Raw genomic sequence first — 11,913 nt, forward strand, 5'->3', positions numbered from 1 at the left:
GAGTGATGCAAAGACGTGAAAGCAAACGGATTTTAGTAGGCAAGGTTCCTATGGGCGGGGATGCGCCGATATCGGTGCAATCGATGCTCAATTGTCCGGCCCACGATGTGGAGGCAAATGTAGAGCAGGCTAAGGAATTGGCAGGAGCGGGATGTGATATCATCCGAGTGGCGATTCCGGACTACAGGGCGGTGGCGCTCATCGACGCCATCAAAAGCGCAGTGGATGTGCCGGTGGTGGCCGATATCCACTACGATTATCGTCTTGCACTGGAATCGGTGGCGGCCGGGGTGGATAAAGTGCGCATTAATCCCGGCAACATCGGCGGTGAAGATAGGGTCAAAGCGGTGGCGACGGCCTGCAAAAATGCCGGTGTCCCCATCCGGGTAGGTGTCAACTCCGGATCCTTGGAAAAGGAGATCCTGGCCAAATACGGCGGGCCTACTCCCGAAGGCATGCGGGACAGCGCCCTTTATCACGTCTCCCTGCTGGAAAAATACGATTTTGACGACATTGTCATCTCCATTAAATCTTCCGACGTGCAGACCATGGTCAAGGCGTATGAATTGACGGCTGAAGCCTGCTGGTATCCCCTTCATCTAGGTGTCACCGAGGCGGGAACCGAACGCATGGGACTGATTAAATCTACGGCCGGCATTGGATCGCTGTTGCTTCACGGCATTGGAGACACCATCCGAGTTTCTCTGACGGCCTCTCCGGTCAAAGAGGTCTACGCCGGATTGGATGTACTCAAAGCGGTGGGACTGCGTAAGGACGGCGTTAACCTGGTATCCTGCCCCACCTGTGGACGCACCAAGGTGGATTTGATTGGATTGGCCCGTCAGGTGGAGGAACGCCTTAAAACCTGCGGGAAAAGCATCAAAGTAGCGGTGATGGGATGTGCGGTCAACGGGCCGGGGGAGGCCCGGGATGCCGATATCGGGATCGCCGGCGGTAACGGCTGTGGACTTATCTTTAAAAAAGGCGAGGTTTTAAGGAAAGTGCCGGAGGATGAACTGATCGAAGAATTGATGAAGGAAATTGAGAAGCTTTAATTATAGAAATGGTGCAGAGGATTTAGAATGAATGAAAAAAGCGTTTGGGCCGTTTTTGGCGAATACATCCAGGATGAGACCTTGCTGACCCAGATAGGGGACGGCCAGGTCAATCATCTGCAATACGAGGAATTTAACAAGAGCATGGAAATCGACATCGGGTTTCCATGCTTTGTCGTACATACCGATCTCTTTGCCGCAGAGAATCAGATTGCAAAAGGGTTGGGGCTTTCCGAAGTGCGTATCCGTCCCCATTATCCCAAAGAGTGTCTGACGCCCGATTGTATCCCAAGCTTGGTGGAGCATGTGCGGCGGGACAATGCCGGCGTCAACGGCACGTTGGACGGAGCAACATATCGCCTGGAGGACGGGACCCTGACCATCGAATTGACCCATGGAGGTCTGTGGGTGCTGGAATCCACCCGAAGCGATGAGATGCTGCAAAAGCTGATTGCCGAACAATTCGGCCTTTTTGTCAAGCTGGAGTTCACCGGCGTCACCGAGACGAAGGAGGTCATCCCAGCGCCTCAGACCGACGACTGGATTCCTCCAGCCGCCCAGATGGGAAATGGAGTCCCATACCCGGACGAAGCGCCGCCGGAAGAAAACGTCCCGCCGGAAGAGGTTCCCTTTGATTTGGAGGGACCTGTCCCGGCGCCGCCGTCGGCCCCGGTGGAACAAGCGCCAAGGAGGCCGCGCAAAAGGACGGCGCAGTCGGCGCCTGTAGGGGACATGCCCTACGATCCTGCTTCCGCCCAGGTGATCATGGGTAAGGCCATCCGGGATTTGCCCACTCGCCTCAGGGATATCCCTCCCGAACAGGGAAATTATACCGTTTGGGGAGAGGTATTTGGGCTGGAAAGCCGGGAATCCAAGGACGGAAATACCCTGATTCTCAGCTTTAATATCACCGATCTTTCCGGCTCCATCTCGGTCAAAGTCATCCAGCGCAAGAAGAAGGCGGCCGATCTTTCCTCCCTGAAAAACGGAAACAGCGTATTGGTGTATGGAGAATACAGTTTTGACAAATACGACCGGGAATACAGTATGCGCGCCTCCTCTATCTCGACGGTCAAGGCGGTGGGACGGGAGGATCGCGCCGATATAAAACGTGTGGAGCTACATATGCATACCACCATGTCGTCTATGGACGGCATGACTCCCGCCGGCAAGCTCATCAAACAGGCGGCTAAATGGGGACATAAAGCCGTGGCCATCACCGATCACGGCGTGGTGCAGGCCTATCCCGAAGCCATGAACGCCTGCCGCGACATCTGCAAAGACGGCACAGACTTTAAAGTCATCTACGGCATCGAGGCCTATTATGTCAACGACATGGTACCGGCCGTCACAGGGAGGCAGGAGACGCCTTTTGATGGGGAATTTATTGTCTTTGACTTGGAGACCACGGGCTTAAGCGCATCGGCGGAACGCATCACGGAAATCGGCGCCGTCCGCGTCAAGGGCGGAGAGGTGCTCGAGAATTTTAACATCTTTGTCAATCCCCAAAAGCCCATCCCGCCTAAAATCACCGAACTAACCGGCATCACCGATGAGATGGTTGCCGATGCGCCTCTGGAAAAGGAGGCTATGGAGATGTTCTGTGCATTTTGTGGCGACGCTCCTTTGGTGGCCCACAATGCAACCTTTGACGTCTCTTTCTGTGCTGCTGCGGCCAAGCGATGCGGCATCCCCTTTGACGTGACCTACATCGATACCGTACCCATGGCGCGCAGCCTGTTCCCTCAGCTCAAAAATCACAAGCTGGACACCGTGGCAAAGCACCTGAAGCTGGATCCCTTCAATCATCACCGGGCCTGCGACGATGCGGCGGTGCTGGCACAAATCTTTGTGAGGATGCTCAAATTGGTGGAGGAAACCACTGAAATCAAGGATATTTCCCACATCAATACCGCCTTGGCGGGAGGCAACCCCCTCAAGCTGAGGCCGTATCATATGATTATCCTGGCCAAAGACTATGTAGGCCTTAAGAATCTTTATAAATTGGTGTCTTTGTCCAACCTGCAATACTACCACAAAAAGCCACGCATTCCCCGCAGCGAGCTCATCAAATATAGAGAGGGCTTGCTGGTGGGAAGCGCCTGTGAGGCGGGGGAACTGTACGACGCCGTCCGTTCGGGACGTCCCTTTAACCAGCTGTTGGATATCGCCAGCTTTTACGATTATCTGGAGATCCAACCCCTTGCCAACAATGAGTTCATGATCCGGCAGGGTACGGTAGCCGATGAAGAGGGGCTCAAGGAGCACAACCGTACCATTGTCAAATTGGCCGAACGGTTGGGAAAACTCTGCGTCGCCACCTGTGACGTCCACTTCCTGAACCCGGAGGACGAGGTGTTCCGCCGCATCCTCATGGCGGGACAAGGCTTCCAGGATGCTGACAATCAGCCGCCCCTGTACCTGCGCACCACCGAGGAGATGCTCAAGGAATTTGAGTATCTTGGGAAACAAAAGGCCTATGAAGTGGTGGTGGAGAACACCAATAAAATTGCCGACATGATTGAGAACATTCAGCCCATCCCGGACGGAACCTTCCCACCTTCCATCGAAGGATCGGAGCAACAGCTTCAGGACATCTGCTGGGCCAGGGCCAAGGAAGTGTACGGCGATCCTCTGCCCGACATTGTCAAGGATCGTTTGGAACGAGAGCTGGATTCCATCATCAAACACGGTTTCTCGGTCATGTACATCACCGCCCAAAAGCTGGTGGCCGATTCGGTGGCCCACGGATATTTGGTGGGCTCCCGTGGATCGGTTGGCTCCTCCTTTACCGCCATCATGGCGGGCATCTCGGAAGTCAATCCTCTGTCGCCCCATTATGTGTGTCCCAAATGCAAACACAGCGAATTTTTTACCGATGGGAGCGTCGGTTCCGGCTTTGATCTGCCGGAGAAGGATTGTCCCGTGTGCGGAACCCCCTACAATCGGGACGGCCATGAAATCCCCTTTGAAACCTTCTTGGGATTCAAAGGAGATAAATCCCCCGATATCGACCTTAACTTTTCGGGCGAATACCAGCCCTTTGCCCATAAGTATACCGAAGAATTGTTCGGCCGGGAAAACGTGTTCAAAGCCGGAACCATCTCCACCGTCGCCTCCAAGACGGCCTATGGATACGTCAAAAAATACGCCGAGGAGCGGGGGATGATTCTGCACAGGGCCGAGGAACAGCGTCTCATCGAGGGCTGTACCGGCATCAAGCGCACCACCGGCCAGCATCCCGGCGGCATGGTGGTCGTGCCCCGCAGCCATGTGGTGGAGGACTTTACCCCTGTGCAGCATCCGGCCGACGATCCAAAGTCGGACGTCATTACCACCCACTTCGACTTCCACGCCATCCACGACACCATCCTGAAGCTGGATATTCTGGGGCACGATGTTCCCACTATTTATAAGTATCTGGAGGAGAATACCGGTATCCCGGTGATGGATGTATCCATGAGCGATCCGGACGTCATGCGTCTGTTTACCTCGCCGGAACCGCTGGGCGTCACTCCGGAGGACATCGACTGCCAGACGGGAACCCTGTCCCTGCCGGAGATGGGCACCAATTTCGTACGCCAGATGCTCATCGACTCCCAGCCCAAGACCTTCGCCGACCTGTTGCAGATTTCGGGATTATCCCACGGCACCGATGTGTGGCTGGGCAACGCTCAAGAGCTCATCAAAAACGGTACCTGTACCATTTCACAGGTTATCGGTACCCGTGACAGCATCATGACCTATCTAATGCACCGTGGCTTGGATCCCAGCATGGCCTTTAAGATCATGGAGATCGTCCGAAAGGGCAAAGCCACTAAACTGCTCACCGAGGAACATTTTAACGCCATGAAGGAGCACGATGTGCCCCAATGGTATGTGGATTCCTGCATGAAGATCAAGTATATGTTCCCCAAAGCCCACGCAGCCGCCTACGTCATTGCGGCGCTGCGGTTGGGATGGTACAAGGTGCACCGTCCGGTGGAATATTACGCCGCTTACTTTACTGTCCGAGGCGGGGACTTTGACGCCGAAGCAGCCGTCAGTGGCAAGGCCATGGTGCGGCGCCGCATGGACGAAATTAAGGCAAAGGGCAAGGAGGCCACCGCCAAGGAACAGGATCTCTTTTCCAACTTGCAGATTGTACAGGAGATTTTGGCCCGCGGCATTCAGTTTTTGCCGGTGCATCTTTATAAATCCGACGCCAAGCGGTATCTGGTGGAGGACGGCAACATCCGCCTTCCCTTTGGATCCCTCAAGGGAATCGGCGGCGCGGCGGCCGACGCCCTACAAGAGGCCAGGGACAGCGTGACTTCCTTTATCTCGGTGGAGGACTTGCAGCAAAAAGCCGGCGTCAGCAAATCGGTTATCGAGACGCTCAGTTCCTTCCACGCCCTGGATGGACTCCCTGAAACCAGCCAGATGACGCTGTTTGGTTGATAAAGTGCTTTTTGTGTCCTGGAAAATACACTTGACAGCGTTACATTAGTGTGATATCCTATTAGCACGATAAAGCAAATTGAAACAGAAGAGGGGTTATTTCGTGAAACGATACGCCAAGATCACCCCGGAGGGAAACCGGGACCAGTTGTTTGAGGAGTGCGAGGCCCGCAATCGGACCGAAGGCACCCTGACCAAATTTTTCCGGGGGCGGGGCTATCACGAAGTGCACACCCCGACGCTGGAATTTTACGATGTCTTTGCCAGCGATTCCTATGGCATGCCGCTGGAAAGCGTCTATAAATTGACCGATCACAAGGGCAGGCTGATGGTGCTGCGTCCCGACTGCACCGCTCCTATCGCCCGGATGGTGGCCACCCGTCTCAAGGACGCCCCGCTGCCCATCCGGATGTACTACCGGCAGGAGGTCTACCGGGTAAATCCCAGCATGGCCGGGCGCAGCGATCAGGTGGCCCAGACCGGTGTGGAACTCATCGGGGCATCGGGGAAACGGGCCGACTTGGAGGTCATTGCATTGGCGGTCGAAAGCATTCAGGCATGCGGCGTCCAGGATTTCACGTTGGAGATCGGCCACGCGGGATTTTTCCGGGAGTTGGCCGCCAACTTGGGGCTGGACGAGGAGGGAAGGGAAACCGTCCGTTCCCTCATTGAAGTCAAGAACTACGCCGCTCTCAACGATATCCTGAATCAGATGGAGGATAGTCCTTCGGTACAGGTCATGCGGGCCTTGCCCCGCTTGTTCGGCGGCGGGGAGGTCTTCCGCCAGTTGGAGGGCATCTGTAAGGACATGACCCATGGCTCCATCGCCTACCTCAAGGAGCTTTATGAGAGCTTGCAAAGCCTGGGCCTTGAGGGACGGGTGCTGATCGATTTGGGCCTGGTTCACCAAAACGACTACTACACCGGTGTCATTTTCCGGGGCTATATGAAGGGCTACGGCGACGTGGTGCTGTCGGGCGGACGCTACGACAATCTGATGCAGGAATTCGGCGATCCGCTGCCCGCCACAGGGTTTGGAATCAATGTAGACAGCCTGGTGCGGGCCAAGCTGGAGCGGCAGGAATACTGTCCGCCCAAAGCGTCCGACGTACTGGTACACGGCCTGCCGGGATACGAGATCAAAGCTCTCCGGCACTTGGATGATCTGGTGGAGCAGGGCTTGCACGGGGAAAACAGCGTGTTCCAAGGGGAGCAGGAAGCTATGGAGTATGCGAAACAACAGGGCATCGGCCGGGTGGACATTGTGGGAAAGGACGTCCGGACCGTGGATGTCAGAGAGGGGGAAGCAAAATGAGGCCGCTTCGCATTGCCCTGACCAAAGGGCGTTTGGAAAAAGACACCGTCAAGATGTTCCAAAGGATGGGGATGGACTGCACCGCCCTCATCGACAAGGGACGCAAGCTCATTCTCCCAGTGGGGGACGGCCGTTTGGAAGCGGTGCTCAGCAAAGCCCCCGACGTCATCACCTATGTGCAGCACGGCGTGTGCGATTTCGGCGTGGTAGGCAAGGACGTCATCATCGAACATCCCGGCAGTTTTTACGAGGTCATGGATTTGGGATTCGGCAAATGTCGGTTTGCATTGGCTGGCCCCAAGGGAAAGCCGTTCTACGGGGGATACCAGTCCAAGACCATCGCCACCAAGTACCCCAACGTAGCCCGGACATTTTTTGAGTCCAAGGGCATGGACGTCAACATCATCAAAATCGAAGGCTCGGTGGAACTGGCCCCTTTGTTGGGCCTGGCCGACGCCATTGTGGATATTGTAGAAACCGGTTCCACGTTACGGGAAAACGGTCTGGAAGTCATTGAGGATATCATACCGGTATCGGCCAGGCTCATCGTCAATGTGGCCAGCATGAAATTGCGCAAACAGGAGATTGAGAACCTTCTCGGAAAAATGGAACAGGCAAAGGAGGAAAGCAGATGATCCCGATGATCAAAGCGGACGGCAAATCGGAACTGGAACTGATTGCCGCCCTTAAGCAGCGCAGCGGTGAAGTGGATCAGAAGGTGACGGCCGCTGTCAGCGATATTTTGGAAAAGGTAAAAGCCGGGGGCGACGAGGCTGTGCGGGACTATACCATCCGGTTCGACGGCAAGGCGCCGGACACCTTGGAAGTGCCCAAAGAACAGATTGAGGAATCCCTCACCCAATGCGACGCCCAGTTTGTGGACGCTCTCAAGAAAGCGGCTGTCAACATCCAGGATTTTCACGCCCGTCAGAAGCAGCAGAGCTGGCTGACCACCAAGGAGGACGGCACCATTTTGGGCCAGCGTATCCGCGGCCTCAAGCGGGTGGGTATCTACGTCCCGGGCGGGACGGCGGCCTATCCGTCATCGGTGCTGATGAACGCCATCCCCGCCAAGATTGCCGGTGTGGAGGAGATCGTCATGGTGACACCTCCCGGCAAGGATGGTAAACCCAATCCCACCATTATGGCGGCCGCAGCGGTGGCAGGGGTTGACCGGGTCTTTTTGGTGGGCGGAGCCCAGGCGGTGGCGGCCTTGGCCTACGGCACCCAGTCCATCCCAAAGGTGGACAAAATCGTCGGCCCGGGCAACATCTATGTGGCTACGGCAAAACGTCTGCTGTACGGCGTGGTGGACATCGATATGATCGCCGGTCCCAGTGAAATCCTCATTGTGGCCGATGGAACGGCCAATCCGGCTTATGTGGCGGCCGATCTGATGAGTCAGGCCGAGCACGATACGTTGGCGTCGGCCATTTTGCTGACCACATCCAACCGTCTGGCCCAGGAGACGCTCTTGGAACTGGCCAAACAGTGCAAAAAGCTCTCCCGCAAAGACATCATCGAGCGTTCGCTGCAAGATTACGGGACCATTATCGTCTGCCGCTCCATGGACGAAGCGGTGGAATTTGCCAATCTCCTGGCGCCGGAGCATCTGGAAATGTGTGTGGAAAATCCCATGGAATATGTAGGACGCATGGACAACGCCGGTTCGGTCTTTTTGGGGCACTACAGCCCGGAACCCTTGGGCGATTATTTTGCCGGGCCCAACCACGTGCTTCCCACCAGCGGTACGGCGCGGTTTTTCTCCCCGCTGTCGGTGGATAGCTTTGTGAAAAAATCCAGCTTTATCTATTACACCCGTGAAGCTCTGGAAAGGGACTATCCCGACATCGTGTGTTTAGCCGAAGCCGAGGGGTTGACCGCTCATGCACAGTCGATCCGCGTGCGGTTTGAGAAATAAGGAGGCGCCTATGGCTTATCAACTTGCGGCCAAAGTGCGGGATCTGGTCCCCTACGATCCCATTGAAGGGCAGTACCGCATTCGTCTGGACGCCAATGAATCCTTTTTGTTGCCGCCGCCCTGGCTCCAGCAGGAGATGGAGGACGGTATCCGGAAAGCCATGTGCAACCGGTATCCCGATCCCAAAGCGGAAGAGGTCTGCCGTTTGTTCGCTCAGTATTACCGGATCCGTGAGGAGCTTGTGACGGCGGGCAACGGTTCGGACGAGCTCATCATGCTGATCGCCGCCTCCTTTTTGGAAAAGGGGGACAAGGTAGTCACCGTCATGCCCGACTTCTCCATGTACGCGTTTTACAGTTCCCTGTCGGAAGTGGAGGTGGTGGAGGCTCCCAAAAGGGAGGACCTGACCATCAACGTGGACGGTTTAATTCAAACGATCCAAAGAACCGGGGCCAGGGCCCTTATCTTCTCCAATCCCTGTAACCCCACATCTCTGGGAGTAGAGGCGCAGGAAGTCCGCCGGTTGATTCGGTCGGTGCAGTGCCTGGTGGTGCTGGACGAGGCCTATATGGATTTCTGGGATCAGTCCCTGCTAGACGAGGTGGAGCAGTACGATAACCTCCTCATCCTGCGCACTTGTTCCAAGGCGTTCGGGATGGCGGCGCTGCGTCTGGGATTTGCCGTGGCCAATCCGGTTTTGACCAGGGCGCTCCACGCGGTAAAATCGCCTTACAACGTCAATAGTCTAACCCAAGGGGCTGGAGCGGCCGTGCTTTCCCATCCGGATTATTTGCGGGAATGCGTAGGTAACATACTGGCGTCCCGGGATGATCTTTATCAAAAGTTAAAACCCATGGTAGACGGATGGCAAAATGCCGGTATGGCAATCTCCTGCACCAACTTTGTGCACATCCGCACGCCCCACGCAAGACACCTGTTTGAAGGGCTCAAGGAGGAGGGCATCGCCGTGCGCCTCATCGCCGGGGGACTTCGCATCTGCGCCGGAACGCCTGAGGAAAATAGGGAAGTAGCAAGAGCGCTTAAGAAGCTGGGAGGAGGAATAGTAGTATGAGGACTGCCCAGATCAAACGGACCACAAAGGAAACCGATATTGCTTTAATCCTCCAGCTGGATGGAGGGGAGATTAAAATCGACACAGGCATCGGTTTTTTTGATCATATGCTAAACAGCTTTGCCACCCACGGCGGATTCGGGCTTCAGGTGACCGTCAAAGGGGATCTGCACGTCGACTGCCACCATACGGTGGAGGATACCGGTATTGTGCTGGGAAAAGCCATGGGGGAGGCTCTGGGAGACAAATCGGGGATCGCCCGGTTTGGAAGCAGCTTTGTCCCCATGGACGAAGCGCTTGCTTTTGCGGCGGTGGACGTCAGCGGACGTCCGTTTCTGGTGTTTGATGCCGCATTCCAAGAGCAGCAGGTGGGACAGTTCGACACCTGCATGACCGAGGAATTCATGCGGGCATTTGCATTCAATGCCGGCATCACCCTGCATACCCGCATTGAGTACGGAAAGAATGCCCATCATCAGATTGAAGCCATGTTCAAAGCGGTGGCCAGGGCCATGCGGGAGGCTGTCTCTCCGCGGGATGGAATTTTATCCACAAAAGGCGTATTGGCATAACGCTCAGGATACGGGAGGAAAAACGAGAAAAAATGGATGAGTCTCCATTTTTTGCGGATTTCCCCCCGTTTTCTAATGTACGCCCCTTTTCTTATAGGGGAGCCGGTGGTATAATTATTACAACAATGCGCAGGCTTTTCTCATGGTGAGATGTAGGAGGCGGCGTGTAAATGGAGGTAGGATTATGATTATTTTACCGGCGATTGATATTCGCGGCGGCCAATGCGTCCGCTTGTATAAAGGAGATTTTTCCACAGCCCATAAGGTGGCCGACGATCCCATGGAAACGGCTCATCGGTTCCACAAAGCGGGAGCTAAGTGGCTGCATATGGTGGATCTGGACGGCGCCAAGGAAGGTTCGCCGAAAAACCGTGATCTCTTCCTCCAAATCGCGGAGAAAAGCGGTATGAAAGTGGAATTGGGCGGCGGTATCCGGGATATGGAGACGGTGGAATTCTATCTGACCCATGGGATTTCCCGGGTCATCTTAGGATCGGCCGCCATCCGGGATCCGGATTTTGTCAAGAAGGCGGCCAAAAAGTGGGGGAAGCACATCGCCGTCGGCATCGACGCCCGCAACGAAATGGTGGCAGCCCAAGGATGGGTGCAGACTTCGGATGTGCATTACATCGACCTTGCCCGTCAGATGGAACAGGCCGGCGTGCAATGCATTATTTTTACCGATATCTCCCGGGACGGCACATTGTCCGGTCCCAATCTGGAGCAGCTCAGCGCTTTGAATGAGGCCGTCAGCTGTGATATTATCGCCAGCGGCGGCATCCGGGATATCGATGATATCCGTCAGCTCAAGGCCATGAATCTTTACGGAACCATCTGCGGCAAGTCCCTGTATGAGGGGACGCTGGATTTGGGCAAAGCGGCAAAGGAGGCCAAAGCATGAGTTTGGATTTGGATCGTTTTTTTCGGAAGGGAGAACTCATCCCTGCCATCGTGCAGGAGGCGTCCACTGGACAAGTACTGATGCTTGCCTATATGAACAAAGAGTCCCTGCAAAAGACGCTGGAAACCGGATACACTTGGTTTTACAGTCGGTCTAGGCAGGAACTTTGGAATAAGGGAGCCACGTCAGGGCACGTGCAGAAGGTGCTGAAACTAATGGCCGACTGCGACGACGATACCCTGCTTGTGACGGTGGAACAGACAGGTCCTGCCTGCCATACCGGTTCCCACTCCTGCTTTTTCAAACCCATCCCGCTGCAAACGCCAAAGGAGGACACTTTATGACCATTACCCCGGAAATTGTGGATTACGTGGCCCAGCTTTCCCGTCTGGAATTGTCAGAAGAGGAGAAGAAACGGGCGGAGAAGGATCTGGGTGATATCCTCTCCTATATGGACAAACTCAGTGAACTGGATACCGACAATGTAGAACCCATGTCGCACACACTGCCGGTGAGCAATGTGATGAGGGAAGACGTGTGCCGCCCCTCGGCCGACCGGGAGGAGCTGCTTCAAAATGCGCCTCAGCAGCAGGACGGTTGTTACCAGGTACCCAAGGCAGTGGAATAAGGAGGGGAG

The 11,913-nt window shown here is 55.4% G+C and carries 10 protein-coding genes; all 10 read left to right on the forward strand.

Annotation, left to right across the window (positions count from 1 at the left end):
- The first annotated feature begins 5 nt into the window (after positions 1-5).
- The 10 genes from ispG (at position 6) to gatC (ending at position 11,904) form a co-directional block, all read left to right on the forward strand.
- Positions 6-1,055 (forward strand): flavodoxin-dependent (E)-4-hydroxy-3-methylbut-2-enyl-diphosphate synthase, encoded by a 1,050-nt coding sequence (gene ispG / locus C12CBH8_RS03585; RefSeq protein WP_090266717.1) that lies wholly within the window; start codon positions 6-8, stop codon positions 1,053-1,055.
- A 27-nt stretch (positions 1,056-1,082) separates the two neighbouring features.
- Positions 1,083-5,495 (forward strand): PolC-type DNA polymerase III, encoded by a 4,413-nt coding sequence (locus C12CBH8_RS03590; protein ID WP_246441684.1) that lies wholly within the window; start codon positions 1,083-1,085, stop codon positions 5,493-5,495.
- A 103-nt stretch (positions 5,496-5,598) separates the two neighbouring features.
- Complete coding sequence (gene hisZ / locus C12CBH8_RS03595) at positions 5,599-6,810, forward strand: ATP phosphoribosyltransferase regulatory subunit (RefSeq protein WP_246441687.1); 1,212 nt, start codon at positions 5,599-5,601, stop codon at positions 6,808-6,810.
- On the forward strand, positions 6,807-7,445 hold the full coding sequence (hisG, locus tag C12CBH8_RS03600; RefSeq protein ID WP_215533549.1) for an ATP phosphoribosyltransferase: 639 nt from the start codon (positions 6,807-6,809) through the stop codon (positions 7,443-7,445). The genes hisZ and hisG overlap by 4 nt, the downstream gene beginning before the upstream one ends.
- Positions 7,442-8,731, forward strand: coding sequence for a histidinol dehydrogenase (gene hisD, locus C12CBH8_RS03605; protein WP_215533550.1), 1,290 nt, complete (start codon positions 7,442-7,444; stop codon positions 8,729-8,731). Before hisG ends, hisD begins: the two co-directional genes overlap by 4 nt.
- A gap of 10 nt (positions 8,732-8,741) precedes the next feature.
- Positions 8,742-9,803, forward strand: a complete 1,062-nt coding sequence (locus tag C12CBH8_RS03610) for a pyridoxal phosphate-dependent aminotransferase (RefSeq protein WP_215533551.1) — start codon at positions 8,742-8,744, stop codon at positions 9,801-9,803.
- Complete coding sequence (gene hisB, locus C12CBH8_RS03615) at positions 9,800-10,375, forward strand: imidazoleglycerol-phosphate dehydratase HisB (protein WP_215533552.1); 576 nt, start codon at positions 9,800-9,802, stop codon at positions 10,373-10,375. Before C12CBH8_RS03610 ends, hisB begins: the two co-directional genes overlap by 4 nt.
- 184 nt (positions 10,376-10,559) lie before the next feature.
- On the forward strand, positions 10,560-11,276 hold the full coding sequence (hisA, locus tag C12CBH8_RS03620; RefSeq protein WP_215533553.1) for a 1-(5-phosphoribosyl)-5-[(5-phosphoribosylamino)methylideneamino]imidazole-4-carboxamide isomerase: 717 nt from the start codon (positions 10,560-10,562) through the stop codon (positions 11,274-11,276).
- The gene (gene hisI / locus C12CBH8_RS03625; RefSeq protein WP_215533554.1) at positions 11,273-11,620 is read left to right on the forward strand and encodes a phosphoribosyl-AMP cyclohydrolase; all 348 of its coding nucleotides are present in this window, start codon (positions 11,273-11,275) and stop codon (positions 11,618-11,620) included. The genes hisA and hisI overlap by 4 nt, the downstream gene beginning before the upstream one ends.
- Entirely contained in the window at positions 11,617-11,904 is a 288-nt protein-coding gene (gatC, locus tag C12CBH8_RS03630; protein ID WP_090266697.1) for an Asp-tRNA(Asn)/Glu-tRNA(Gln) amidotransferase subunit GatC, read from the forward strand. The genes hisI and gatC overlap by 4 nt, the downstream gene beginning before the upstream one ends.
- The last annotated feature ends 9 nt before the right edge of the window (positions 11,905-11,913 follow it).

The sequence above is a fragment of the Solibaculum mannosilyticum genome (assembly GCF_015140235.1).
Taxonomy (GTDB): Bacteria; Bacillota; Clostridia; order Oscillospirales; family Acutalibacteraceae; genus Solibaculum; species Solibaculum mannosilyticum.

What these genes read in the sequence shown, in the direction of transcription:
- C12CBH8_RS03610 (WP_215533551.1), top strand. Translation starts at nt 8,742, where the DNA reads ATGGCTTATCAACTTGCGGCCAAAGTGCGGGATCTGGTCCCCTACGAT.
- C12CBH8_RS03590 (WP_246441684.1), top strand. Translation starts at nt 1,083, where the DNA reads ATGAATGAAAAAAGCGTTTGGGCCGTTTTTGGCGAATACATCCAGGAT.
- hisD (WP_215533550.1), top strand. Translation starts at nt 7,442, where the DNA reads ATGATCCCGATGATCAAAGCGGACGGCAAATCGGAACTGGAACTGATT.
- ispG (WP_090266717.1), top strand. Translation starts at nt 6, where the DNA reads ATGCAAAGACGTGAAAGCAAACGGATTTTAGTAGGCAAGGTTCCTATG.
- hisI (WP_215533554.1), top strand. Translation starts at nt 11,273, where the DNA reads ATGAGTTTGGATTTGGATCGTTTTTTTCGGAAGGGAGAACTCATCCCT.
- hisB (WP_215533552.1), top strand. Translation starts at nt 9,800, where the DNA reads ATGAGGACTGCCCAGATCAAACGGACCACAAAGGAAACCGATATTGCT.
- hisA (WP_215533553.1), top strand. Translation starts at nt 10,560, where the DNA reads ATGATTATTTTACCGGCGATTGATATTCGCGGCGGCCAATGCGTCCGC.
- gatC (WP_090266697.1), top strand. Translation starts at nt 11,617, where the DNA reads ATGACCATTACCCCGGAAATTGTGGATTACGTGGCCCAGCTTTCCCGT.
- hisG (WP_215533549.1), top strand. Translation starts at nt 6,807, where the DNA reads ATGAGGCCGCTTCGCATTGCCCTGACCAAAGGGCGTTTGGAAAAAGAC.